This window comes from Pseudomonas sp. ZY71 (assembly GCF_036542145.1).
GTDB lineage: Bacteria > Pseudomonadota > Gammaproteobacteria > Pseudomonadales > Pseudomonadaceae > Aquipseudomonas > Aquipseudomonas koreensis_A.
Window position 1 is genome coordinate 1,061,233 of sequence record NZ_CP144274.1, and the last position, 24,715, is coordinate 1,085,947.

Sequence of the window (24,715 nt, forward strand, 5' to 3'; positions counted from 1 at the left end):
CAGGCTCGCTCCCACACAGAGATCATCGATTCTGTGCAGAAGACGTCGCAGGCAACGGACGCACCGGGGTGCTGTTCAGCCAGTTCGCCAGCAAGCGCGTCGACAGCGGAATAAAGAAGTAAACCATCAGTGGCGTCAGGCACGCCGTGCTGATCAACACGCGCGGCAACAAACTCATGTCAGCGAGCAAAGGGCCGAGAACAAAGTTGAACAGCAGCGACACCGGAAAGAACGCCAGCCAGATCGCGACTGCCTGCTTCCAGCGCGGTGGACGCTGACCGGCCGCGCCGAACCAGCCTTCGATTCCACTGACCCGATGCTCTTTCGGGTGGGCGAAGAGATCGCTGCCACGGCTCAGCCACGCGGTGCGCGATGCCGAGTATTCCCACGCATGCAGCGTCTGTTCATCGACGAAACGGAAAATGATTTGAAACTCGTTATCACCGGGCGGCGGAGCGAGCACGCCAGAGCCCAGGTAACCGGGGAAGTCAGTGGCCAGTTGTTCGCCTTCGCGCAGCCAGGCGATCAAATCCTGATAACGGCCGTCGGCGACGCGACGGGCAACCATCAGCGTGACGGGGGAAGTAGACATTTTGTATCTCCGTATTACGAGTGCGTCACTCCGGGTAGGAATTTCGCCTGACGCAGGGCCGGGGTAGAGGCCTGCGTTTTTCAACAAGCAAGGATTATTCCGGTTTTTCACGATTAAACCAGCGACTTTCGTCGCATTTCATCACTTGAACCCCATCGGGGCATAAGCGTTAGAATGGGATCCAATTGAACCGAAATGGAAGTTGAGCGCCATATGCCTGTCATCACGGACGCAAACCCCGCTACGCAGGCCTCTGTTGCGCTCGAACGCGCCGATCTGTTCCCGATCCGTGAGGTCGCACGCCTGACTGGTGTCAATCCGGTAACCTTGCGCGCGTGGGAGCGGCGCTATGGTTTGATTCAACCGACCCGCACCGAGAGCGGGCATCGGCTCTATTCGATGACCGATATCGAGCGCGTGCGCAGCATCGTCGACTGGATTGATCGCGGTGTCGCCGTGAGCAAGGTCGGCAAGATTCTCGCCAAGACCGAGCCGATGAAAGTGCTCGCGCACATCATCCCGGATGATTTGGTGCAGGCTGATTACCTGCAGTGGCAGGAACAGATCCAGCAGGCGGTCAGTGCGTTCGATGACCAGCAACTGGACCGCGTCTATGGGCAGATTTTCTCTTCTTACGCGTTGCCGGTGGTGTTCCAGGACATCCTCATGCCGTTGTGGCTGCAATTGTTGCAGCGCCAGGAGGCTTTCGGGCAAACCAGCGAGTGGCTGTTCTTCGATGGATTCCTGCGCGCGCGCGTATTGCAGCGGATTGTCATGCTGCGCGGCACGCAACCGCGCCGGGTGATCGTCAGTGCGCTGGCCGGGCAGTGTCGGGAGCTGGAATTGCTGGTGGCGGCGTTGTTTCTCAGCGACAGCAATGCCGGTGTTCGGGTGCTGACGACAGGTCAGCCGTTCGATGAGCTGACGCTGGTGTGCGAAAAGATCAAACCTGATGCACTCGTGCTGTTTTCCAATCACGCGCCCAGCGCCGAATTACCTCGGCGTCTGAACCGGCTGGCGTTAAGCCTCGATTGTCAGTTGATGCTGGCGGGCGATGCTTCAGATCTGGCGCAGGACAGCCTGGCTGGCTCCTCTGTTGCCTGTCTGGGCAATGAAGGGGCGAACATGCGTCAGCGCATGTTGCAGTTTCTGGCCGGCAATCTGGATACCTGAAACTCAGGTGTGAAGGGCAGGATGCGTCAGGCGATGTTGCTGCAGGATGAACTGGCGCAGGCGTTCGGTTTCGTCAGTGTCGGTCTGGCTTAGTTCGTAGGCATAGAAACCATTTTCGGTTTCCCGTTCGAAATTGCCACGCAATGAAATCCGCTCATAACCCGAAGGGCTGAACCACAACGCGAAATGCTTGGGAGGTTTGGTCTTGTTGCGCACTTCCAGTAGCACACCTTTGTGCGAAACCTCATGGACCCACAACGTGCCCGGCTGACCTTTGGCGTTCTCCAGGGCTACTGGCTCTTCGAGAGTCAACCGCCATGGCCGCACCATCGGGCCGTCTTCATAAATACTCGGCACACCGAGGCGCAAGTGCAGCGCGTGAAACTCGTCCTCCACCAGATGCAGCGGGAAGGTCATCTGCTGATTTTCGAAGTTGGCCTGAATGGTCACTTGCTCGTGAGCGGCCAGGCGCGTGAGCAAATCACGGATCTGCGAACCGCCGTTAACCAGCAGACTCGACGTCGCATCCCGCACGTTCAGTTGCGGGTTGTGCTGCATGGTCTGGATGAAATCCAGCTCATCCTGAGTGAGGAGGGCGTCACGCTGCATGGCTAACTCGAAAGATATAGATACAAAGTCATTGGTGATTGTAGTTAATGACAATTAGTTCGCGATTTTGTTTTGACCGTTTGTCGCTTTCAGTGCAGCCAGTTCTGCTTCAAGGGCTGCGACTTGGGCTTCGAGCTGCGCCACGCGCTGCTGAGCCTTGACCTGAACGGTGACGTCCTTCTGTACACCCACGAAATAAGTCTGCCCGTCATCGGCGTTTTTTACCGTCGAAAGCGACAGTTCATTCCAGAACGGCGTGCCGTCCTTGCGGTAGTTGCGCAGGATTTCCCGGCACGATCCGCCGTTATCCAGCGTCTCGCGAATCAGCTTCAGGCTTTCCTGATCGCGGTCCCCGGACTGCAGGAAACGGCAGTCCTGATAGAGGATTTCTTCGCTGGTGTAGCCGGTCAGTCGCTCAAACGCCGGGTTCACGTAAATCAGGATGTCGTTCTGTTCACCTTCCTTCTCGGCGACCACGATGCCGTCGTTCGACGCATTGATCACCATTTGCAGCAGACTGGCGTTGATCATCTTTGAATCCTTTCAGAGTTGTCAGTGGCTCGCATTCTAGAAGAACCGTAGGCGCTGTCTACTGGCCATTACCGCCAATTGAGATCCAGTCGCAGCTTTGCGTTGGAGGCTGTTACTATCGCCGCTCTTTTTTTCAGTTGCAGGATCAGATTGATGAAAGTCGCCATCCTCTCCGGTTCGGTCTACGGCACCGCCGAAGAAGTCGCCCGTCACGCCCAGAACCTGTTGAAAGCCGCTGGCTTTGAAACCTTCTACAACTCGCGCGCCAGCCTGGCGGACATTCAGTCGTTCGCTCCTGAAGCGTTGCTCGCGGTGACTTCCACCACCGGCATGGGCGAGTTGCCGGATAACCTGCAACCGCTGTACTCGACCATTCGCGATCAGTTGCCAGCCGCGTGGCGTGGTTTGCCGGGCGCAGTGATTGCGCTGGGCGACGCCAGTTACGGCGACACCTTCTGTGGCGGTGGCGAGCAAATGCGGGAACTGTTTGGCGAACTGGGCGTACGTGAAGTGCAAGAGATGCTGCGCATCGACGCCAGCGAAAGCGTCACCCCGGAAACCGACGCCGAGCCTTGGCTGGCGCAGTTGATCGGCGCCCTCAAGGGCTGACCGCGCGCTCGCGCAACAAGCTCAGCCACGCCTGTGCGGCTTTTGACAGATAGGCGCCGCGACGCCAGATGAAGGCGATATCCCAACGCAGATAATCTGGCGCTCGCAAGGTCAGGCGTACCACGCCTGGCCGCACCAGCCCGCGTGCGACCACGCTGGGCAACAGCACCACGCCTTGTCCGGCGGCCACCAGCGCCGCGAGAAAATCCGCCTGACCGCTGCGTCCGCCTTCCTTCGGCGTGAAGCCCAGTTGCTGGCACGCCTGCAACAAGCGGTCGTTGAGCACGAAGCTGCGCTGATAGAGCAGAAAGGGCGTTTCGGCCAATTCTTCCAGCCCGATCTCACCCCGACCAGCCAGCAGATGATCGGCCGGCAACAGGGCGTCGAGTGGCTCATCGCAGAACGGCTGACAATCGAATTGCGGATCCTTTGGCAACAGACTGCCGCCCAGTTCCAGTTCACCGCTCAGCACTGCCTGCTCGATGTTGCGGCTGCCACCCTCAAGCAACTGAATACTGATATTCGGGTAGCGTCGGCGGTATTCGGCAAACAATTCTGCGAACAGTGCATCGCTACCCAGCAGCGGCAAACCCAGGCGCAATTCGCCACGCGCCAGATGACTCAGATCATCCAGTTCCGCGAGCAATTCGTTACGCAAGCGCAGCATGCCCTCGGCCCGTTGCAGCACCACACTGCCAGCGGCGGTCAGGCGCAACTGCGAACCGAGTCGTTCGAGCAATGGCGTGCCGAGGCTCTGCTCCAGTTGCGCGATTTGTTTGCTCACCGCTGACTGGCTGATGTGCAGTGTTTTGGCGGCCTGGGTGAAACCGCCCTGATGCATGACTTCGACAAAACTGCGCAGCTGTTTGAATTCCATCGCCTGATTCCATTTTGGAATGATGTTGAGTCTAACAATTCGCTTCGGGGATGGCAGGCCGCTTCGTAAAATAGGCCCCTGTCAGGAGCACAATCATGAACGCCGCCGGTCTCAAACACTTTTTCCGTCTCTTCGTCGAACTCGCCGTGTTACTCGGTCTCTACCTGCTTGGCTGCCAACTCGCCGCATGGCTAGCCTGGCCGATTCCCGGCGGCGTGATCGGCATGGCGCTGTTGCTGTTGGCCTTCGCTTTCGGCTGGGTCAAACCGGCGGCGCTGCAATTGGGCGCGGGTTTGCTGATGGCCGAGATGTTGTTGTTCTTCATCCCGGCACTGATGAGCTTGCTCGACTACGGCGCGTTGCTGCGCAATGACGGCTGGCGGATTTTGCTGATGATCGCGGCCAGCACTTTGATGGTGATGCTGGTGACTGCGTTCACCGTGGAACTGGCCGTGCGCGCGAGGCGCTCCCATGAAGCTTGAATGGATGCCGATGTTCTGGCTGGCCTTTACCTTGGCGGCATACCTGTTCAGTCGCTGGTTGTATCGGCGCACCGGGCGCTACGTTTTATCGCCGTTGATTCTGGTGCCGGCGTTGCTGCTGGCGCTCGCCGTGCCGCTGCACACCGCTTATGCGGAGTATTCCAGCAACACCCACTGGCTGATGTTGGTGCTCGGCCCGGTCACCGTCGCCTTCGCCGTGCCGATCTGGCAGCAACGGCGCTTGCTGATGCGGCACTGGTCGGCACTGCTGTTGGGCATGGTTGCCGGCAGTGCAGCCTCGATCGGTACTTCGTTCGGACTGGCCAAGGCGCTGGCACTCGACAGCTCGGTGACGATGTCACTGGTCCCGCGTTCGATCACCACGCCATTCGCTATGCCGCTGGCGCAAAATCTCGGCGGTGTGCCGGAATTGACGGCAGTCTTCGTGATGTTCACCGGTGTGTTTGGCGCGATGCTCGGCGGCGTGTTGTTGAAGTGGTTGCCGTTGCGCAGTGCCTTGGCGCGCGGTGCGCTGTTCGGGGTGGGCGCGCACGGTGCCGGTGTCAGCCGGGCCCATGAAGTGGGCGGTGAAGAAGGTTCTGTCGCCGGACTGGTGATGGTGCTGACCGGTTTGCTGAATCTATTCGCTGCACCTTTGTTGGCGTCGTTGCTTTGACATGGATCCAAGGTGTTTGCGTTGCTGACTCGGTCAGTCATCAAGCTGGCTGCCAATGCAACTACGCGATCCTCTGCGCCTGACTAGACTGCTCGTACGTGCAGAACAATAAGAACGCAGAGGTGCATACAGTGAGCGTAGCCCCCGTCCAATCGTCCCTTAACGTCAAAGACCAGGTCAGTGCTGCGGAATGGCAGACCCGAGTCGATCTCGCCGCTTGTTATCGTCTGGTCGCGCTGCATGGCTGGGACGATCTGATCTTCACCCATATTTCCGCCAAGGTGCCGGGCACCGAAGATTTCCTGATCAACCCGTTCGGTCTGATGTTCCATGAGATCACCGCGTCGAGCCTGGTGAAAGTCGATCAGGCCGGCAACAAACTCATGGACAGCCCCTACGAGATCAACCCCGCCGGTTACACCATCCACAGCGCCGTGCACGAAGTGCGACACGATGTGGTTTGCGTGCTGCATACGCACACCGCCTCCGGTGTCGCGGTGTCGGCGCAAAAGCAGGGTGTGTTGCCGATCAGTCAGCAGTCGCTGTTCGTTCTCTCGAGTCTGGCTTATCACGCCTATGAAGGCGTGGCGCTGAATCACGAAGAGAAGGCGCGGTTGCAAGCCGATCTGGGCGAGAACAATTTCCTGATGCTGCACAACCACGGTCTGCTGACCTGTGGTGGCACCATCGCCGATACGTTTCTGATGATGTTCACCTTCCAGCGCGCCTGCGACATTCAGGTCATGGCGCAAACCGGTGGTGCTGAACTGATCGCCATTGAACCGCACATTCTGGCCGGCGCCAAAGCGATGATCGCCGGCGTCACCAAAAGTGCTCAAGGCATGGGTGGTGCGCTGGCCTGGCCGGCGTTGCTGCGCAAACTCGATAAACAAGACCCCGGATATAAACTCTAATGCCTCTTGCCGAGATTCCTCTGTGTGTCTGGCGCAAACGCAGCCAGACGTTTGTCTTTCGTGGCCAGCCGATCCGCTACTGGACGGCGGGACAGGGTGAGCCGCTGTTGCTGATCCACGGTTTCCCGACCGCCAGTTGGGATTGGCATTACCTGTGGCAGCCGCTGGCCCAGCGATATCGAGTGATTGCCTGCGACATGCTCGGTTTTGGCGATTCGGCCAAACCGATCAATCACACCTACAGCCTGCTGGAACAGGCTGACCTGCAACAGGCATTGCTCGCGCATTTGCAGGTTGAACAACCGGTGCATGTGCTGGCGCATGATTACGGTGACAGCGTTGCGCAAGAACTGCTTGCCCGACACTACGAAGACCAGATCGAGATCGCCAGTTGCGTGTTTCTCAACGGCGGATTGTTTCCGGAAACCCATCGTCCGGTGCTGATGCAGAAATTGCTGCTTAGCCCGTTGGGCTGGATGATTGGTCGGGCGTTTACTCGTGATGCTTTGGTGAAAAGCTTCCGGCAGATCTTCGGTCCGCAAACGCGGCCGAGCGAAAGTGAACTGGACGATTTCTGGAGCCTGGTCGACAGCAATCGCGGGCCTCGGATCATGCACAAATTGATCAGCTACATTCCCGAGCGTCGGGTGCAGCGTGATCGTTGGGTGGCCGCCATGCAGCGCGGTGACGTGCCGTTGCGGGTGATCGACGGCGAAGTCGATCCGATTTCCGGGGCGCACATGGTCGAGCGTTACCGCGAATTGATTCCCGATGCCGACACGGTGCTGCTGCCGGGCATTGGTCACTATCCCCAGACCGAAGCGCCGGTGCAGGTGCTCAAGCACTATCTGGCGTTTCGCGAGCGTTTTGTGCTGCCACCGCGCAAAGTCGCCTGCTCCTGAAAGAGCAAAAGATCGCAGCCTGCGGCAGCTCCTACACAAATCTAATGTAGGAGCTGCCGCAGGCTGCGATCTTTTGCTCTTTTGTTTCTTTGACGCCTTCATCATCGCGCAACCTTATTGCACACCATTCAGCCTCAGCCGTATTCGTTGTGACCAAAAGCCCTGTGCCTGACACTCAGGCTCAATACTGGCCTGCTGGAGTTGCTGCGATGAATGAGTCTGTGCGTTTCGAAGATAAAGTTGTCATCGTCACCGGAGCCGGTGGTGGCCTCGGACGCGCCCACGCATTGTTGTTTGCCAAGCAGGGCGCCAGGGTGTTGGTCAATGATCTCGGCGGCTCGACCCAGGGTGAAGGCGCCAATGCCTCCGCGGCCGATCGCGTGGTGGCGGAAATCCGCGAAGCCGGCGGCATTGCCGAAGCCAACCACGACTCGGTCACCGACGGCGACAAACTGGTGCAGAACGCCCTCGATGCCTTCGGCCGCGTCGACGTCGTGGTCAACAACGCCGGAATCCTGCGCGACAAGACCTTCCACAAAATGGACGACGCTGACTGGGATCTGGTTTACCGCGTCCACGTCGAAGGCGCCTACAAAGTCACCCGCGCCGCGTGGCCGCACCTGCGCGAGCAAAACTATGGCCGGGTGATCTTCACCGCCTCCACATCGGGCATCTACGGCAACTTCGGCCAGTCCAACTACGGCATGGCCAAACTCGGCCTCTACGGTCTGACCCGCACCCTGGCCATCGAAGGCCGCAAAAACAACATCCTCGTCAACGCCATCGCGCCTACCGGCGGCACGCGAATGACCGAAGGCCTGATCCCGCCGCAAGTATTCGAGCAATTGAAGCCGGAGCTGGTCAGCCCGTTGGTGGTGTATCTGGCCAGTGAGCAATGCCAGGAAACTTCCGGGTTGTTCGAGGTCGGTGGCGGCTGGATGGGCAAGGTGCGCTGGGAGCGCAGCCTCGGCGCCGGGTTTGATCCGCGCGAAGGCTTTTCGCCGGAAGATGTCGCGGCGCATTGGCAGCAGATTTGCGATTTCGAAGGCGCGGCGCATCCGAAGGACAATATTGAGGCGCTGAAGGAAATGATGGCGAATTTGCAGAAGTATTCGTTGTAAAGAGAGCGCAAAGCGAGCAGGCATCGAATGCCTGCTCGCTTTTTTATTCCGGCTTGAATCCAGGTTTTCCGTTTGCTGCGCGCCAAGCCTTGATGGCTTCTAATACGCCTGTCGGGCTATCTTCAACACCTTCTTCCGGGTAGTAAAGAATGTTTGTCCCATTCGGGTGTTCAGAAGTGTGAACAATGTTGTCGACGAATTGATCATGTTTTCGTTCTGATGAGAATTTTCCTTGGAATAGCCGTTCTATAACTGCCAGGTATTCGGACTCAGTGTAGTCTTCTAGTCTGTTTTTTAATTCCATCTTATAATTTTCCTTTTTTTAAGTGCAATTCAATATGCTGTTTTGGTGTTAGCGCCGTTAGATTGTTTATATCGTAGACGTCGCCACCTTCGCTAATTGGCTTGTGGTGGTGTATTTCAAATTTTTTACGCTTGCCTATTTGCTCCGAAGGTAATGCGCTGGGAGCCAATCCGTCTCTCAAGTCTATTTTGTTGAGTCTTGAAAATTGTTCAAGTAATGCTGGGTCATTCCCAACTGCTTTCCAGAACGCCCTCCGAAATGCCCTGAAATTGGAAAACTCCTTTCCTCGAAGTTTATCCGCGATCTGCGCGGGAATGGGGGCGCCCTTCGACGTTGAAGCAGTTCCAAGCCAATTACCTGAAACCGGTTGCCCCAAACCGCTGGCAACCCCCGGATCCTGCCTTCGATCCCTGAATACCGTGAGTATCGGCGGTATGCCTGACTCAATCGGGAATAGGGTGATGTATCCGCCGAACTCATACAGATCCAATTCAGGAAATGGATCTATTCGTCCGTCGGCGGATTTAACTGTTGCACCGTCATAGACTGGTAGCTGTCTGTCGACCTGCGGAAGAGCAGACGACGGATCAATTGGCTCGATCAGCGGCGTCCAAGTAACGGTAGGGCCGTTGGAGCCGGCGGTAGCTACGTACACGTTTTTTTCTGGATCGAAGTCAGCGAGTCTTACCGGCACATCGCTGGGAACAGTTACGCCATCGGTGCTGACAATGACGATTTCTACCCGGTTGCCCACCGTTCTGGTGCCAAGTCTTACGGGAAGATGAGCGCGGCCGCCGACGGCCGCTAACTCATACAAATCGTCAGTCAGATCAGATGCAACATTTGATAACGGGACGCTTGCGGAAAAGAGATCACCGTTTCCCAGTTCAGAGGGGACTAGCAGGGCAGCAAAACCGACTACGGCAGGAGCAGCGAAAGCGGAAGCAGCTGCCACCGCGGAGGCGACGCCACGACGAAGTGCACCATTGAGAGCCAATGTTGTGGCTTGATCGATAGCGATCTCGCCAAGCGTTCCTGAGAAAGTTGATCCGGATACAGCCGCTGAACCGACGTGAGCGAATACCGGGTTTTTCCAGCGTGCCTCTGTCTGTTTTTTCCAATCGGCTTTCAAGCGAGCTTGTTCCGCTTGGACTTCGGCGTCGGCCCGGGCTTTCAGGCGCGCCAGCCGCTGTCTCTTTCTTCGCGCGGCTTGTTCTGCTTTTTTCTGTTGCTCGATGCGTTTTTTTTCATCGCTGAGTTTGAGTTCTTGCTCGCGATGCAGCGCTTCAACGGCTAACCGCTCTTGCTCGTCAGCCAAGCGCTGCTTTTCCGCCAACGCAGCAAGCCTTGTCTGTTCCCGGGCCTGGGCTTGTTCCTGCTCACGTCGCACCGCGTCCGCAATGTCTTTTTGCCGCTGTTGTTCTGCTGCGATACGGCTGCGTTGCGCAGCCAATTGTTGCGCTTGCTCCGCCGCAACTCTCGCCTGCTCGGCAGCCACTCGCGCGGCTTGCTCTTGGTTCTGCGCCGCCCTCAAATAGACGTGTGCAGTCGCCGATTGCTGCTGCAATAGCGCAATCGACTGCCTCAGAAGTTGTGCTTCGTGGGCCGCCAGAAAGGACTGTTCCCAGAGTTGTGTGGAGCGAGCCCCGGGCCAGATCAACGTGTCGATGGTGGTCGCTTTGCGGACAAAGTCGGCAAACGATTTATCCCGAGGGTCGCTACCGAAAAAAGCGTTCGCAATGGTGGTTCTCTGCGCAAGCTCGGCAGTTTTTCTGGTGCGCAACGCCTCTCGAATATCCACCTCTCGTTGCCACGCCTGTACGGCGGATAAAGATGAGTTGGGATACTGAGACCGATGACTGGAAATTTCAGCTTCCAGATTCGTTGGTAGTGCTTGAGATTTGGTTTCGAACTCTTGTCGGACTGTTCTTGTTATTCCCTGGGTTCTGACGGATGTTTCGACCTGCTGAAGTTGACGGTTGGTTCCATTGCCAAACATACCGCTGCCGCGAGGGCGCGAAGTAGTCGTAATGGGTGTCATCCATTCCGGTGCGGGTGCGTTAACAGATGTGGCGGGTAGAGTAATATCGGGTGGTCTGTGCATTTAAATTCCTTTTTAAATGCGATATCAAAATGAGCTGGCAGCTATCCGTTATTGACTGATGGCTGTCGAGCTGAGTGCCTGTGTAAATGTTGTGAACAGGTATCTATATGCTAAGTTAATAATCTCTCGGAAGGGGCGCAGAAGATTGTCGGAAGCTTCTTGTGAGAAATAGAGAAAAGTATTGAAGTGGTCGAGAAGGGATAAGGCTTAATGAAGTTTCGGACGCTTCCTACAATACGCGGCGGTGAATGTTCAGCAGCGGCAACTTCTGACGAATTAATCGCCCATAAAAAAGGCCGCTGCAAACGCAGCGGCCAAGGTAAGACGTTGGATCAAGGAGCTACAAATCAACGTCAGTGAACACCGGGGCGATAAACCGAAGTCTTCGATTCATCTGAAATTTTTCAGCAATGGCCTGAGTTGCTCAAAGGCCAGTGCTTCGTGCTTCAAGGCGTGTCCCGTGAAAGCGCGTTCAGAATAAGGTCTTGAGCGCGTAGGAAAAATACCGATTCCGGACATGCACTGTTGCGGGGCATGCAACAGTCCCACGAACCCATGCGCACCATGCGCTGCACTGATGATCCTCCATCCAGCCAATCCATGAGCGACGCAAAGCCCAGCGGCGCAAGGCCATTCATCCTTTCGAGCGACAACACGAATACCTCCTTGGTGCGCTTATCGACGCGGTTGCCCGGCAGTAGGGTGGGGCCTTCTGTCACTCACCGGGGAAGACGCATGACAACAAAAACAATGCGCGCCATCTTCACACCGCAGGCGCTGGCAGCCGCGGTGGCTCTGGGTTGCTGCGCCCAGGCGCAAGCGGTTGCGTTCAACATTGGCGAAATCGAGGGCACTTTCGACTCGTCGCTGTCGATCGGTGCGAGTTGGGGCATGCGCGATGCCGACAAGTCGCTGGTCGGCACGGTCAATGGTGGTACCGGGCAATCCTCGACCGGTGATGACGGGCGTTTGAATTTCAAGAAGGGCGAGACCTTCTCGAAAATCTTCAAAGGTATTCACGACCTCGAACTCAAGTACGGCGACACCGGTGTCTTCGTGCGTGGCAAGTACTGGTATGACTTCGAACTGAAAGACGAGGACCGCGAGTTCAAGCAGATCAGCGATAGCGGGCGCAAGGAAGGCGCGAAATCTTCCGGCGCACAAATTCTCGATGCATTCGTCTATCACAACTATTCCATCGCCGACCTGCCGGGCACCGTGCGCGCGGGCAAACAGGTGGTGAGCTGGGGCGAAAGTACGTTTATCGGCAACTCGATCAACAGCATCAACCCGATCGACGTTTCAGCGTTTCGCCGCCCTGGTGCGGAGATCAAGGAAGGCCTGATTCCGGTCAACATGCTGTTTGGTTCGCAAGGCCTGACCGATCAACTGACCGTTGAAGGCTTCTATCAACTGGAATGGGACCAGACCGTTCTCGACAATTGCGGCACCTTCTTCGGCGTCGACGTGGCGGCGGATGGTTGCAACAACGGCTACACCGTCGGCAACCCGGCGATCGCGCCGTTTGTTCCGCTGACCCAGGCCTTTGGACAAGGCATTCAGGTGACCCGCGAAGGCGTGGTGATTCCCCGTGGCGGCGACCGCGATGCGCGAGATTCCGGGCAGTGGGGGACAGCGTTGCGCTGGCTCGGCGACGACACAGAGTACGGTCTCTACTTCATGAACTACCACAGCCGTACACCGACGGTTGGCACTACCACGGCCGGTCTTTCGACATTGGCGGCGTTACCGGGCATGGTCGGGATCGCCAATGGTCTGGCCCCCGGCAGCGGCTCCGGTCTGGCGCAGAGCGTCATGCTCGGACGTGGTGGGTATTACCTTGAATACCCGGAAGACATTCGTCTCTACGGCGCGAGTTTTTCCACCACATTGCCCACCGGTACCGCGTGGACCGGCGAGATCAGCTACCGACCGAATGCGCCGGTGCAAGTCAACACCAACGACCTGACGCTGGCGCTGCTCAACCCGATTGCCGGTGGCACGGCGTCGCCACTTTCGACCTCACCGGGAGCGGACAACAAAGGTTATCGGCGCAAAGAAGTCACGCAAATCCAGAGCACCCTCACGCACTTCTTCGATCAGGTCTGGGGCGCTCAGCGCTTGACTCTGGTCGGTGAAGCGGCGGTGGTGCGGGTCGGCGGTCTGGAGTCGCGCGACAAGCTGCGTTATGGCCGCGACTCGGTATATGGCCAATACGGTTTCGGCGGCGACACCGGCGGTTTCGTCACCTCGACCTCGTGGGGCTACCGCGCCCGGGCGATCCTCGATTACGCCAACGTGATCGGCGGGATCAACCTCAAACCCAACCTGTCGTGGTCGCATGACGTCGCCGGTTACGGCCCCAACGGGCTGTTCAACGAAGGCGCGAAAGCGATCAGCGTCGGCGTCGATGCCGACTACCGCAACACCTACACCGCGAGCCTCAGTTACACCGACTTTTTCGGTGGTGACTACAACGTCCTCGAAGACCGTGACTTCGTCGCTCTGAGCTTCGGCGTGAACTTCTGATCTGCCCGAGAAGGATGAAAGCAATGCGCAAAATGATTCTGCAATGTGGCGTGCTGGCCCTGAGTCTGCTGGCTGCCAACGTGATGGCGGCGGTGTCGCCAGACGAGGCCAACAAGCTCGGCACCAGCCTGACCCCGCTCGGCGCTGAGAAGGCCGGTAATGCCGATGGCTCTATCCCGGCATGGACCGGCGGCATCCCGAAAAATGCTGCAGCGGTGGACAGCAAAGGCTTCCTCGCTGACCCGTTCGCCAACGAAAAACCGTTGTTCACGATTACCGCGGCCAACGTCGACAAGTACAAGGACAAACTTTCCGATGGCCAGGTGGCGATGTTCAAACGCTACCCGGAGACTTACAAGATCCCGGTCTATTCGACCCACCGCACCGTCGCCGCACCGGCGGAAATCTACGAGTCGGCCAAGCGCAGTGCGCTCAACGTGACCACCATCAACGACGGTAACGGCCTGGCCAATTTCACCGGCAATCGCTATTACGCGTTCCCGATTCCGAAGAACGGCGTCGAGGTGTTGTGGAACCACATCACCCGTTATCACGGCGGCAACGTCAAACGCATCATTACTCAGGTGACCCCGCAGACCAACGGCAGCTACACGCCGATCCGCTTCGAAGAAGAGATCGCCGTGCCGCAACTGATCAAGGATATCGATCCGGAAAAAGCTGCCAACGTGCTGACTTTTTTCAAGCAGTCGGTGACCGCGCCAGCGCGTCTGGCCGGTAACGTGCTGCTGGTGCACGAGACCCTCGATCAGGTCAAGGAACCGCGTCTGGCTTGGATCTACAACGCCGGCCAGCGCCGTGTGCGTCGTGCACCGCAGGTTGCCTATGACGGTCCGGGCACCGCCGCCGATGGCCTGCGCACCTCGGACAACTTCGATATGTTCTCCGGTGCACCGGATCGCTACGACTGGAAACTGGTCGGCAAGAAGGAAATGTACATCCCGTACAACAGCTACAAACTCGATTCGCCGAAGCTCAAATACGACGACATCGTCAAGGCCGGGCACATCAATCAGGACCTGACGCGCTATGAGTTGCACCGGGTCTGGGAAGTGATCGGCACCGTCAAACCGAATGAGCGGCATATCTACGCCAAGCGCCACATGTATATCGACGAGGACAGTTGGCAGGTTGCACTGGCCGACCACTACGACGGTCGCGGTCAACTCTGGCGCGTAGCCGAAGGCCACTCTGAATATCACTACGAGCATCAGGCACAGGCATACACACTGGAAGCGCTCTACGACATCATTGCCGGCCGCTACATTGCCTTGGGGATGAAGAACGAAGAGAAGCACAGTTACGAATTCGGCTTTGAAGCCAAGGCTGCCGACTACACGCCAGCGGCCTTGCGTGCAGAGGGTGTGCGGTAACGGTTCTGATACATCAGTTGCACAAAAGGCGACCGCTCGGTCGCCTTTTTTATGGACGCCAATCAGCGCGCTGAATACTCGTCAACAAGCGCGCGGGAGAGGGCTAGGGTGAGCGCACAACGATAAGAAGGCTCACTCGATGACTGCCATGACTCCGTGCCTGGATCGACCCGGTTTTTTGCCCAGACTTTCTTCCCATCATCAGCCTCGCAGTCGCTTGAGTGCGCCTCTTCTGGCTTCGAACGCGCGGGTCAGGCTGTTGTGCGCACCCGCTGGCAGTGGCAAAACCGCACTGCTCAGCGAATGTTTTCTGCAGGTGCGTGCAGACTGCGAGACGATTTGGCTGCCGCTGGCGGGAGCAGCGCTCGACTGCGAGGAGTTTTGCCTGCGTCTGACCCGAGCGCTCGGGCTGGTCGAAGACCTTGACGTTACGCAACTGATGGCGGAGCTGGCACGTTGGTCCAGGACGACTTCGCTGTTTATCGACGATTACAGTCGTCTGCCGGATCCGGCTCTGGATGCTTTACTGGATCGTTTGTTGGCGGTCAGCAGCCCGGCGCTTACCTGGTGGATCAGCACTCGTCGCCGGCCACAGTGCAACTGGCCGCGCCTGTTGCTCGATGACGAACTCTACGAATCCGAGCGCGCCAGCCTGGCACTGACCCACGATGAGGTTGTACCGGTGTTGCGCCATTTGCCGCCAGACCAGGCGGACCGGGTCGCCGCCCGTATCATCCAGCGTACCGGCGGCTGGTGCGCGGGTGCGCGCATGGCGCTCCTGCAAAAATGCGACTGGTCGCAAAACCTGCAGCCACAACAGCGTGTCGATACCCTGCTCGATTATCTGCAGCACGAACTCTTCAGCAACCTGACGCCAGAGCAGGATGAGGCATGGCGTGTTCTGGCTCACCTGCCACGGTTCAACGCGCCACTATGCGAGCATTTGTTCGGCCCCGGCGAAGGCGCACAGCTGTTGCATGATCTGCAAGTGCTGGGCTGCTTTATCGAGCCTTGGCAGGAGTCCGCCGATTGGCTGCAGGTCTTTCGCCCGCTGTCGCGAATCATGCAGGAGTCGCATTGGCCGTGTGCGCGTTCGTGGCACCGACGCGCCTGTCAGTGGTTCACTGCGGTGCAGGATTGGCGAGCTGCGTTCGAGCAAGCGTTGTTGGCCGAAGAGTACGAAACGGCCGTAAGCCTGTTGCAGCATTTGAGCTTCGAGGATTTGCTGGAAGACCAGACGGTCGTCCTGCTGTTGCGCTTGCATGAGCAGCAAAGTCGCGAGCTGACCTTGATGTCACCGCAATTGATCGGGCTGGTCACCGGGGCATTACTGTTCGCCGGCCGATTCGAACAGGCCGCGCAATGCATGGCCCATCTCGTGCGCTTCATGCCGCAGCCAACGAGACATCTGGAGCAGCAACTGCTGGCACGTTGGCAGGCGCAACAAGGTTGGCTCTGCCACTTGCAGGGGCAAATGGAGCCGGCGCGCGCCTGTTTTCAGGAGGCATTGTCGGCCCTGACCGACGATGCCTGGCAGGCCCGTCTGATGTGTCTGTCGGGACTGACGCAGCAGGCCTTACTGTGCGGTGAACTCGATCAGGCCCATGCCCTCAACCGCGAGGCGCTGTGCCTGGCGCGCGCGCATGGCTCCCTGTTGTTCGAAGGGTTGCTCGAGCTTGATCATGCGCAATGGCTCGAGCAGCGAGGAGCGCCCGTGCGTGCCGAAAGTCTGCTGGTGGACATTGAGCATTTGCTGCGCCAGCGCACTCTGGTGCCCACGCCGCTGCTGGGCCGAATTGCCCTGCGACGAGGACGGCTGGCGCTGTGCATGGGGCTTGAAGAGCAGGCTGCGGATCTGTTCAGCCGAGGCCTTGAAGATTGCTTGCGCAGTGCAGACAAGCGGGTCTTGTATGGCTACCTCGGGCAGGCTCAACTGGCCGGCAATCGAGGCGATTATGCCTGCGCTTTCGAGCGCCTGCGCGAGGCCGAAAGGGTCATGCAGCAGCGGCAGATTCCCGATACGGTCTATCGCGGTGTCGTGCTTCAGGTCAGCAGCCAGTTCTGGTTGCAGCAGGGGCGACCGCAATTGGTGCAAGAGGCGTTGGGCCGGCTGTTACGGCATTACCGTGGACCCTCTGCACTCCAGGCGCCGCCCGCGACATTCGAGCTGATTATCCGCATTGAATACCTGTTGGCCTGCGCGCATACGCAGTTGAATCCGGATGAAAACTGTCTGCCAACCATTGAACGATTGCTGAATCAGGCCCAGGCCAGAGGCATGTTGACGGCGGAAACGGAGTTGTTGCTGGCCTTCGCCCAGTTGGCCGAATCGAACGGTGACACGGAAGCGGCGCAGCAAGCTTTCCAGCGTGCCGCAATGCTGGTGGAACGCTGCCAATTACAGCACGCCATGCGGGAGTGGGAATTACGCCGAGGCAGTCTCGGAACAGTGTCTGCCAAGCAGTTTCCTGCCAGGCAATGCGATAACCGTGATCTGGCGTCGGGCCTCAGTCGGCGTGAGCGTGAAGTGCTGATGTTAATTGCTCAAGGTGCTTCGAATCAGCAAGTTGCAGAACAACTTTTTATTTCGTTGCACACAGTAAAAACACACGCGAGACGGATTAACGGAAAGTTGGGTGTGGAGCGCAGAACTCAGGCTGTGGCGAAAGCAAAGTTGATGGGGATATTGGCTTAGTGTTGTGATTTTCTGTGGGTGCAAATGGTTCTGGTTATTTGTTGGCATGTTTTGTAAATTGTTCGGACTTCAGGTTGATTGAAAAAGAAACTACCTTGCGACCCTCTGCATGGCTGCACTCGCAGCCCTGGATAGTCAAGTAAGGAATTGTTGTGGCCAAGTTATTTAAAAGTTTGATGCGTGGTTCGTTGGGTGAAAAAGTTACATGGGCTGAAGAGTGGGAAAAGGCAAGCCAGGCAAAAGCAGGTCTATTGAAGATCATCGATGCCATGCCAAGCGTGCTGGATATTCTTCGCAACATGCTTGAAAGTGAATTAAAGCGTTTGGGCAAAACGGTCGATATCGACAAAGTCTATGTCAATACGAATCCTGCTTTCCCCGCCAATGAAAATCGACCTTCGGGCACTCTTTGGGACGTCACTGTCCATTGTCTTGATAACAATGTCAGTCCCGCTTACATCGTGGGCGGCGATGGTGTGTTTTTTCTGCCGGACACGTTTAGTGAGCAATTCAAAGTCAATGTTCTGAATACGCTTATTGTCGAAGATCTGATCGCTGTTGTAGCTGCCGGACTGGAAAAAACGTTGCGAACCGAGATCGCAAAGTTCTGGGCGGCGCCAGCGAAAACCATTCGCCCGGACACTGCATCGCTGTCGAACAAGCAGGCTTTCATCGCAGCGTACGCCGTGGTCACGAGTGCAGAGCTGTCCCTGTCGATCATGGCCAACAATTTCGATGCCCGGTTGGGTGAGCGATTCGCCCATCTGCTCGACGCAGACGCCGGTCGCGCAGTGTTCGAAGTGAAGTTGCAACCGGCGCAGGATTACCTACTGTCGCTCCAGCCCTGTTTCGTTCTGGACAACGCCGAGCGTGCGGGTGCAGAAATGCCGCTGGTCAACGAGTCGACCTCTTACCTCATGCACACGCCGGAAAACGGCTTCGAGTTCTTTGAAAAAAATACCGATTTGCACCGCAAACTTCAGCAGCGATTGTCCTTGGGCAGTGATCAGATCCGATACCCGAAGGCTACGCGAAGTCCTCACGCCTTTTGTGTAGAGACTCATCTCGAAGGCCAGCTTGAAAGCGTGTCATCGTTGTTCAGTGGCCGGGAACAATTGGATAGTCCGCTCACCTCCGTGCTGCAGGAGAATCAAGGCCTGCACGTGCTGCGCTACGGTATCGACACTCGCTTCTATCTGCTTTGGGCTGCGTTGAAACGCACCGACTGGCCGTTTTGGCTCCATGGTGCTGGTAGCGATATTCAACAGCGATATAACGAGCTTGAAGAGTCCAGGGATCAATACCAGACCGCGTATTCAACCGTCTTCGATGCGTACTTTTCGTTTAAGGATTATGTGGTGCGTACGTTCGCCGAATGGGCGCACAGGACGCTCGGGGAACACCTCGATCCAGAAACAATAAGTGTCCATAGCTCGTACACCCTGCAAATTGCCGGACGTACTGTCGAGCAGGAAGACACCCGGACGCTGACAGAATTTATCGTTTTCGGTCTGCATGACAATGGTTATAAAGCCGCGCTGACTATCATCGGCGTTCCCGACGGCAGTCGGCTGACGACGGTGGCGCTCGAGCAGTGGCTGGAGAATCGCAACCTGCGATTGGAATTTACCGGCAGCCTTGCCTCCTCGCCCTCGATTGATTACCAGGAGGCCTACCGCAACTACCTCTTCAGCCAGATGGAGTTTGCAGTTTTTGTTGCTCGCCACTCCGGAAAGCTGGACTCCACCGATGCGAATATCATCGCGCGAGCCATGGCCAGTGACCCAACGGTGACCATTCAGGGATTGCGAATCAAATTACAAGTACCCGCGTTGAAAGATGTCCTGATCATTTCGGCCAGAGAATATGTACCGTCGCTGATGCTGGTGAAAACGCCTGGCGGTGAATTTGAACTGCAAAAATTTTCCGATGTTTATGCAGCGAACCTCTGGCTGGAGTCGGCATTGTCCGCAGATCGTGAATACGCTGCATTGCTGATCCATCCAGACTACCTGCACGAAGCAGGTAAGTTGCTCGGCAGCGATCCCACACAGCTGAACTACCGCTACACGCTCGATGGCCGGCCGGTCGATCTTGGCCTGAATCTCAAGGCACCGTTGGCAGACTATGTAAATATCGCTTACCGAGCCGAAGTTGCCCTGCACAAGGCCATTGCTCCGGTAGGTTATCGGGCGCTGGGCATCGAAGGCCGCAAGCGTTATTCGCGTCTGACAACCGAGCTAAAGGCACTGTCTACGGTTGATGCACGGGATAATGGTTTTCCGACATTCGAGCAGTTCACTTATGACTCGGTGAAAGCGCAGATAGAAGACATTTTGCGTACTCGTGGGAGCAATGTTTCGGTCAATCCCGATCAGATCATTGTTCAAACCGAAGAGTTTCGTAAGAGCGTTACCGACGTTTTGCTTGAGGGACTCGCCTTTGAAGCAGTGCATCCGGCCTACGAAACGAAATTCAGCCCGAAATACTATTTGGTGAATGGCCATCCCGGCATTGAAAAACTGGATATCCGAGACCTGTCCTCACTGTCGAAAACTTTCCGTCCCGGCGACAGATATACCGCCATGCTGAAAGCGCAATATCAGAACAAGGCTCATCCTGATTACGCGTTCAGGCGCGCAGTACACGCGCGAAGAATTCGCTGTGAAATGTACTGCAGTGCTTTTGCCGACTTTACCAATGGCAGACTGTCAGTAGAGTATTTCTCTGCTATCCAGCGGACTATCGATAATCTGGAAGAAAGTGGCGGCTATCAGTCGATTGTGAATAGCGTCGCCGAAGGTGACGTCGGTCTGTATAAATTCAATATCAGTGAGCTGGGTTTGACGGCTGCCTGGGATCGCACGGTTGGCGGCGTTTATATTTTCCGACTGAAGATGTCTTCAGGGTTCGTCGATTTGCTCTATACGCCTGACGCGCCGGATCTGGTCAGCTTCCGGCCAATCGCTGAGTTCATTCCTTCGATTCGTTTTCGATACGGCCCGTTCAGGAACTACTACAGCCAGCGGATACTGCTGCTCGACCAAAAGGTGATCAACGCCTATTTCGACAATCTGGTTGCAACCGCCGATACCAAACCGGTCATTCGCACGCAGCAGCGTTCGTTATTGCCTGATCTGTTCACTTTCCATGACGAGCGAGTGCGCCGTGTATTGAGCGATATCGACGAACGCACCACCAGCCTCAATGAAATAATCGCCGGTATTATTTACGGCAACCTGTTGAAGGTCGCGAACATCGTGAGCCTGCTGGTGCCTCCCGTGGGCACTGTCGTGGTGGCTGTGCAGATGATGAAAAGCATCTACGACGCTTCGCAGTCACACCGACGGGGTGATTATTCCGCTGCGCTGGGACATATACGGGATGTATTGAGCGAACTGCTGACATTGGGTCAGGCAGCGGCGGCGGGGGCACCGGTTAAAGAGCTTACTCGTGCGCAACGCTCGTTCCTCAGTTTGTTTGAAGACGCTCGGACAGTCGCGGAACTCGTTACGTATTACACCGGCCATGAAGACCCCACAGATGAACTGATTGGTTTCTTCAAGTCACTGATGGAAGATGCTGACTCGGTATTGAGCAAGACCACGGTTCGTTGAGCCGTTTCGAGCGCTCTTAGTCCGCGGATTTATCTTTCATAACCCATCCGCCAACTCACGGCCCGCGTCGCCGCCAGCAACCGCTGCGCCGCCGGGCCGTTTTCGTCGGCATGGAACAGCGAGGTCGGGCCAACGATGGTCAGCACGGCGGCGACTTGTCCGACAGCATTGAACACCGGTGCGGATAACGCATCCACACCCGGCATCAGCAGGCCATGCACATGATGCAGACCGCGTTCGCGGATCTGTTCGCACAGCGTTGCATACGTCTTCTCGTCTTTCAGCGGATGATCGGCAGCGGCGATTTCCTGCTCGCGCAAATCATCGGTTTCGCGATGTGGCAGATAGGCGCTGAATACCAGCCCCGTCGATGAACTGAGCAGCGGCAACACTGAACCCAATTGCGTCACCACCGTCACCGCACGCACCGCCGGTTCGATGTGCACCACGGTCGCGCCCTGATTGCCCCACACCGCCAAAAAGCAGGTTTCGTTGAGTTCATCGCGCAGTTCGGCCAGCGGCAGGGCGGCGACCTTCAGCACGTCCATACTGTTGAGGGCGGCCAGGCCCACGCGCAACGCTTCACGGCCGAGACCGTAATGGTTGGTGGCGGCGTTCTGCTCGGCAAAACCCGAGGCAATCAACGCCTGCAGATAGCGATGCACTTTGCTTGCTGGCATCTGCACATGTTCGGCCAGTCGCGACAATGAAGTGGACGGCGACAACTCGGCCAAGGCCTTGAGGATGTCGGTGCCGACTTCGGCGGAGCGGACTTTCTGTTTGCCGTTGCTGTCGCTGGTTTTTTCCATGGTGCGGCCGGGTTCCGAAACGAATGGGCGTCTTTATAGCTTGACGCTGGATAGCGAGCAAATTACGTTATGCGTAATCGAATTACGATAATAACAACCCCGGCGTGCCGAAACCTCTGAGCCAGAGCGATGGGCCACTGCCGACTCCCTGTTCAGGAGGCTCCATGAACCTCGATTCAACCGCTCAGGCGCTGGCGTATCAGTCCGGTTTCGGCAACGAATTCAGCTCTGAAGCGTTGCCCGGCGCGCTGCCCGTCGGCCAGAACTCCCCGCAAAAAGCCCCGTACGGCCTCTACACCGAATTGTTTTCCGGCACCGCGTTCACCATGACTCGCAGTGAAGCGCGGCGCACCTGGATGTACCGGATTCAGCCGTCGGCCAATCACCCGGCCTTCGTCAAACTGGAGCGGCAATTGGCCGGTGGCCCGTTGGGTGAGGTGACGCCCAATCGCCTGCGCTGGAACCCGCTGGAGATCCCGGCCGAACCGACCGATTTCATCGACGGTCTGGTGAGCATGGTCGCCAACGCTGGCGCGGAAAAACCGTCCGGCATCAGCATCTACAACTACGCCGCCAACCGTTCGATGGAGCGCGTGTTGTTCAACGCCGACGGCGAACTGCTGCTGGTGCCGCAACTCGGGCGTCTGCGCATCGCCACCGAACTGGGTGTGCTGGAAGTCGCGCCGCTGGAAATCGCCGTACTGCCGCGAGGTCTGAAATTCCGCGTTGAGTTGCTTGACCCGCAAGCACGCGGCTACGTCGCCGAGAACCATGGCGCGCCGCTGCGTCTGCCGGATCTGGGCCCGATCGGCAGCAACGGTCTGGCCAATCCGCGCGATTTCCTGACCCCGGTCGCCGCTTACGAGAACCTGCAGCAACCGACCACCCTGGTGCAGAAATTCCTCGGCCAGCTGTGGGCCACCGAACTCAATCACTCGCCGCTCAACGTGGTCGCCTGGCACGGCAACAACGTGCCGTACAAATATGATCTGCGCCGTTTCAACACCATCGGCACGGTGAGCTTCGATCACCCGGATCCGTCGATCTTCACCGTGCTGACCTCGCCGACCAGCGTGCACGGTCTGGCCAACCTCGACTTCGTGATCTTCCCGCCACGCTGGATGGTCGCCGAGAACACCTTCCGGCCACCGTGGTTCCACCGCAATCTGATGAACGAATTCATGGGCCTGATCCAGGGCGAATACGACGCCAAGGCCGAAGGCTTCGTGCCCGGCGGTGCGTCGCTGCACAGTTGCATGAGCGCTCATGGCCCGGATGGCGAGACCTGCACCAAAGCGATCAACGCCGAGCTCAAACCGGCGAAAATCGACAACACCATGGCCTTCATGTTCGAGACCAGCCAGGTGCTGCGCCCAAGCCGTTTCGCCCTCGACTGCCCGCAACTGCAATCCACTTACGACGCTTGCTGGGCCACGCTGCCCGCCACGTTCGACCCGACCCGGAGATAACCATGACTCAGACTTCCATCACCCGCAGTTGGGTCGTTTCGGCCAACGGCCACGCTGATTTCCCCCTGCAGAACCTGCCGCTCGGCGTATTCAGCATCACCGATTCGGCACCGCGCGCTGGCGTGGCGATTGGCGAGCACATCTTCGATCTGCAAGTTGCTCTGGAAGCAGGGCTGTTCGACGGTGCTGCACGTAGCGCCGTCGAAGCCATGCACGGCGGCCAGTTGAACGCGTTCTTCGATCTCGGTCGCGAGGCACGTGTGGCTTTGCGCACACGCCTGCTGGAACTGTTCAGTGAAGGCAGCACGCACCGTGGCAACATCGAAGCTCAAGGCGCGAAACTGTTGCCACTGGCCGCCGATTGCCAACTGCACCTGCCGGCACGCATCAGCGACTACACCGATTTCTACGTCGGCATCGAGCACGCGCAAAACGTCGGCAAACTGTTCCGTCCGGATAACCCGCTGCTGCCGAACTACAAGCATGTGCCGATCGGTTATCACGGTCGCGCCTCCACCGTGCGTGCATCCGGCACCGACGTGCGTCGTCCGAAAGGCCAGACGCTGCCGGCCGGTCAGACCGAACCTGTGTTTGGCCCGTGCGCGCGCCTGGACTATGAGCTGGAACTGGGCATCTGGATCGGCCAGGGCAACGAGATGGGCGATTCGATCGCCATCGGTGACGCCGCTGATCACATCGCCGGTTTCTGCCTGCTCAACGACTGGTCGGCCCGTGATATCCAGGCCTGGGAATACCAGCCGCTGGGTCCGTTCCTGTCGAAAAGTTTTATCACCAGCGTCTCGCCATGGGTGGTAACGGCGGAAGCGCTGGAGCCATTCCGCACTGCGCAGCCGAAGCGTCCTGAAGGTGATCCGCAACCGTTGCCGTACCTGTTCGACAAGCGCGATCAGGACGGCGGTGCCTTCGACATCGAGCTGGAAGTGCTGTTGCTCACCGAAACCATGCGCGAGCAGAACCTGCCGGCCCATCGCCTGACGCTGAGCAACACCCGCTACATGTACTGGACCGTTGCGCAAATGATCGCGCACCACAGCGTCAACGGTTGCCAGTTGCAGGCCGGCGATCTGTTCGGTTCGGGCACCTTGTCCGGCCCGGAAAACGGTCAGTTCGGCAGCCTGCTGGAAATCACCGAGGGCGGCAAAAAGCCGATCGAACTGGCCTCCGGCGAGGTGCGTAAATTCCTCGAGGACGGTGACGAAATCATTCTGCGCGCTCGCTGCGCCCGTGATGGTTTTGCTTCGATCGGCTTCGGCGAATGCCGCGGCAAAGTGCTGGCGGCGCGCTGACAGG

General features: G+C 57.8%; 20 protein-coding genes. 13 read left to right on the top strand and 7 right to left on the bottom strand.

Features of this window, described 5'->3' with window-relative positions:
* Positions 1-22: 22 nt before the first annotated feature.
* Positions 23-592, bottom strand: a complete 570-nt coding sequence (locus VY732_RS04545; RefSeq protein ID WP_331694736.1) for an antibiotic biosynthesis monooxygenase — start codon at positions 590-592, stop codon at positions 23-25.
* A gap of 213 nt (positions 593-805) precedes the next feature.
* On the opposite strand from VY732_RS04545, the gene VY732_RS04550 reads away from it, so the two are divergent.
* Positions 806-1,765, top strand: coding sequence for a MerR family transcriptional regulator (locus VY732_RS04550; RefSeq protein WP_077571445.1), 960 nt, complete (start codon positions 806-808; stop codon positions 1,763-1,765).
* A gap of 3 nt (positions 1,766-1,768) precedes the next feature.
* Here the strand turns inward: VY732_RS04550 and VY732_RS04555 are convergent, their stop codons facing one another.
* Both VY732_RS04555 and VY732_RS04560 read right to left on the bottom strand, forming a co-directional pair.
* Positions 1,769-2,374 (bottom strand): hypothetical protein, encoded by a 606-nt coding sequence (locus VY732_RS04555; RefSeq protein WP_034154507.1) that lies wholly within the window; start codon positions 2,372-2,374, stop codon positions 1,769-1,771.
* A 54-nt stretch (positions 2,375-2,428) separates the two neighbouring features.
* Complete coding sequence (locus VY732_RS04560; RefSeq protein ID WP_077571163.1) at positions 2,429-2,905, bottom strand: PAS domain-containing protein; 477 nt, start codon at positions 2,903-2,905, stop codon at positions 2,429-2,431.
* 153 nt (positions 2,906-3,058) lie between these two features.
* Here VY732_RS04560 and VY732_RS04565 point away from each other — a divergent pair, with 153 nt between their 5' ends.
* Positions 3,059-3,514 carry a flavodoxin gene (locus tag VY732_RS04565; protein ID WP_331694738.1) on the top strand — a complete coding sequence of 152 codons (456 nt, stop codon included), beginning with the start codon at positions 3,059-3,061 and terminating at the stop codon, positions 3,512-3,514.
* On the opposite strand, the gene VY732_RS04570 is transcribed toward VY732_RS04565, so the two are convergent.
* Positions 3,504-4,391, bottom strand: a complete 888-nt coding sequence (locus VY732_RS04570) for a LysR family transcriptional regulator (protein WP_123594971.1) — start codon at positions 4,389-4,391, stop codon at positions 3,504-3,506. The two genes, VY732_RS04565 and VY732_RS04570, sit on opposite strands and share 11 nt — an antisense overlap.
* Positions 4,392-4,486: 95 nt before the next feature.
* Between VY732_RS04570 and VY732_RS04575 the strand changes: the two genes are divergently transcribed.
* From VY732_RS04575 to VY732_RS04595, 5 genes are all read left to right on the top strand, one after another.
* Positions 4,487-4,873, top strand: a complete 387-nt coding sequence (locus tag VY732_RS04575) for a CidA/LrgA family protein (RefSeq protein ID WP_331694740.1) — start codon at positions 4,487-4,489, stop codon at positions 4,871-4,873.
* A complete protein-coding gene (locus VY732_RS04580) occupies positions 4,863-5,549 on the top strand; it encodes an LrgB family protein (protein WP_077571167.1) in 687 nt (228 codons plus the stop codon). Before VY732_RS04575 ends, VY732_RS04580 begins: the two co-directional genes overlap by 11 nt.
* 131 nt (positions 5,550-5,680) lie before the next feature.
* Positions 5,681-6,463, top strand: a complete 783-nt coding sequence (locus VY732_RS04585; protein ID WP_116029506.1) for a class II aldolase/adducin family protein — start codon at positions 5,681-5,683, stop codon at positions 6,461-6,463.
* The gene (locus tag VY732_RS04590; protein ID WP_116029507.1) at positions 6,463-7,365 is read left to right on the top strand and encodes an alpha/beta fold hydrolase; all 903 of its coding nucleotides are present in this window, start codon (positions 6,463-6,465) and stop codon (positions 7,363-7,365) included. Before VY732_RS04585 ends, VY732_RS04590 begins: the two co-directional genes overlap by 1 nt.
* A gap of 209 nt (positions 7,366-7,574) precedes the next feature.
* On the top strand, positions 7,575-8,486 hold the full coding sequence (locus VY732_RS04595; protein WP_077571170.1) for an SDR family oxidoreductase: 912 nt from the start codon (positions 7,575-7,577) through the stop codon (positions 8,484-8,486).
* A 43-nt stretch (positions 8,487-8,529) separates the two neighbouring features.
* On the opposite strand, the gene VY732_RS04600 is transcribed toward VY732_RS04595, so the two are convergent.
* Together VY732_RS04600 and VY732_RS04605 are read right to left on the bottom strand one after the other, a co-directional pair.
* On the bottom strand, positions 8,530-8,790 hold the full coding sequence (locus VY732_RS04600; RefSeq protein ID WP_212622959.1) for a bacteriocin immunity protein: 261 nt from the start codon (positions 8,788-8,790) through the stop codon (positions 8,530-8,532).
* A gap of 1 nt (position 8,791) precedes the next feature.
* Entirely contained in the window at positions 8,792-10,894 is a 2,103-nt protein-coding gene (locus tag VY732_RS04605) for an S-type pyocin domain-containing protein (RefSeq protein WP_331694743.1), read from the bottom strand.
* A gap of 735 nt (positions 10,895-11,629) precedes the next feature.
* On the opposite strand from VY732_RS04605, the gene VY732_RS04610 reads away from it, so the two are divergent.
* The 4 genes from VY732_RS04610 to VY732_RS04625 all read left to right on the top strand — a co-directional run bounded on the left by VY732_RS04610 (position 11,630) and on the right by VY732_RS04625 (position 21,126).
* Positions 11,630-13,423 carry a DUF1302 domain-containing protein gene (locus VY732_RS04610; protein ID WP_077571172.1) on the top strand — a complete coding sequence of 598 codons (1,794 nt, stop codon included), beginning with the start codon at positions 11,630-11,632 and terminating at the stop codon, positions 13,421-13,423.
* A gap of 23 nt (positions 13,424-13,446) precedes the next feature.
* Positions 13,447-14,814: a DUF1329 domain-containing protein gene (locus VY732_RS04615; RefSeq protein ID WP_331694745.1), complete on the top strand. Its 1,368-nt coding sequence runs from the start codon at positions 13,447-13,449 to the stop codon at positions 14,812-14,814.
* Between the two features lie 139 nt (positions 14,815-14,953).
* The gene (locus VY732_RS04620) at positions 14,954-17,509 is read left to right on the top strand and encodes a helix-turn-helix transcriptional regulator (RefSeq protein ID WP_331694746.1); all 2,556 of its coding nucleotides are present in this window, start codon (positions 14,954-14,956) and stop codon (positions 17,507-17,509) included.
* A 152-nt stretch (positions 17,510-17,661) separates the two neighbouring features.
* Entirely contained in the window at positions 17,662-21,126 is a 3,465-nt protein-coding gene (locus tag VY732_RS04625; RefSeq protein WP_331694747.1) for a dermonecrotic toxin domain-containing protein, read from the top strand.
* A gap of 29 nt (positions 21,127-21,155) precedes the next feature.
* On the opposite strand, the gene VY732_RS04630 is transcribed toward VY732_RS04625, so the two are convergent.
* Positions 21,156-21,935: an IclR family transcriptional regulator gene (locus tag VY732_RS04630; RefSeq protein WP_331694748.1), complete on the bottom strand. Its 780-nt coding sequence runs from the start codon at positions 21,933-21,935 to the stop codon at positions 21,156-21,158.
* Positions 21,936-22,099: 164 nt separating this feature from the next.
* On the opposite strand from VY732_RS04630, the gene hmgA reads away from it, so the two are divergent.
* Together hmgA and fahA are read left to right on the top strand one after the other, a co-directional pair.
* Positions 22,100-23,404 (top strand): homogentisate 1,2-dioxygenase, encoded by a 1,305-nt coding sequence (gene hmgA, locus VY732_RS04635; RefSeq protein WP_331694749.1) that lies wholly within the window; start codon positions 22,100-22,102, stop codon positions 23,402-23,404.
* A 2-nt stretch (positions 23,405-23,406) separates the two neighbouring features.
* On the top strand, positions 23,407-24,711 hold the full coding sequence (fahA, locus tag VY732_RS04640; RefSeq protein ID WP_137219281.1) for a fumarylacetoacetase: 1,305 nt from the start codon (positions 23,407-23,409) through the stop codon (positions 24,709-24,711).
* Positions 24,712-24,715 lie beyond the last annotated feature (4 nt).

Bases quoted from the DNA above. Each gene is read 5' to 3' on its own strand.
- VY732_RS04545 (WP_331694736.1), bottom strand. From the start codon at position 592: ATGTCTACTTCCCCCGTCACGCTGATGGTTGCCCGTCGCGTCGCCGAC.
- VY732_RS04550 (WP_077571445.1), top strand. From the start codon at position 806: ATGCCTGTCATCACGGACGCAAACCCCGCTACGCAGGCCTCTGTTGCG.
- VY732_RS04555 (WP_034154507.1), bottom strand. From the start codon at position 2,374: ATGCAGCGTGACGCCCTCCTCACTCAGGATGAGCTGGATTTCATCCAG.
- VY732_RS04560 (WP_077571163.1), bottom strand. From the start codon at position 2,905: ATGATCAACGCCAGTCTGCTGCAAATGGTGATCAATGCGTCGAACGAC.
- VY732_RS04565 (WP_331694738.1), top strand. From the start codon at position 3,059: ATGAAAGTCGCCATCCTCTCCGGTTCGGTCTACGGCACCGCCGAAGAA.
- VY732_RS04570 (WP_123594971.1), bottom strand. From the start codon at position 4,391: ATGGAATTCAAACAGCTGCGCAGTTTTGTCGAAGTCATGCATCAGGGC.
- VY732_RS04575 (WP_331694740.1), top strand. From the start codon at position 4,487: ATGAACGCCGCCGGTCTCAAACACTTTTTCCGTCTCTTCGTCGAACTC.
- VY732_RS04580 (WP_077571167.1), top strand. From the start codon at position 4,863: ATGAAGCTTGAATGGATGCCGATGTTCTGGCTGGCCTTTACCTTGGCG.
- VY732_RS04590 (WP_116029507.1), top strand. From the start codon at position 6,463: ATGCCTCTTGCCGAGATTCCTCTGTGTGTCTGGCGCAAACGCAGCCAG.
- VY732_RS04595 (WP_077571170.1), top strand. From the start codon at position 7,575: ATGAATGAGTCTGTGCGTTTCGAAGATAAAGTTGTCATCGTCACCGGA.
- VY732_RS04600 (WP_212622959.1), bottom strand. From the start codon at position 8,790: ATGGAATTAAAAAACAGACTAGAAGACTACACTGAGTCCGAATACCTG.
- VY732_RS04605 (WP_331694743.1), bottom strand. From the start codon at position 10,894: ATGCACAGACCACCCGATATTACTCTACCCGCCACATCTGTTAACGCA.
- VY732_RS04610 (WP_077571172.1), top strand. From the start codon at position 11,630: ATGACAACAAAAACAATGCGCGCCATCTTCACACCGCAGGCGCTGGCA.
- VY732_RS04615 (WP_331694745.1), top strand. From the start codon at position 13,447: ATGCGCAAAATGATTCTGCAATGTGGCGTGCTGGCCCTGAGTCTGCTG.
- VY732_RS04620 (WP_331694746.1), top strand. From the start codon at position 14,954: ATGACTGCCATGACTCCGTGCCTGGATCGACCCGGTTTTTTGCCCAGA.
- VY732_RS04630 (WP_331694748.1), bottom strand. From the start codon at position 21,935: ATGGAAAAAACCAGCGACAGCAACGGCAAACAGAAAGTCCGCTCCGCC.
- hmgA (WP_331694749.1), top strand. From the start codon at position 22,100: ATGAACCTCGATTCAACCGCTCAGGCGCTGGCGTATCAGTCCGGTTTC.
- fahA (WP_137219281.1), top strand. From the start codon at position 23,407: ATGACTCAGACTTCCATCACCCGCAGTTGGGTCGTTTCGGCCAACGGC.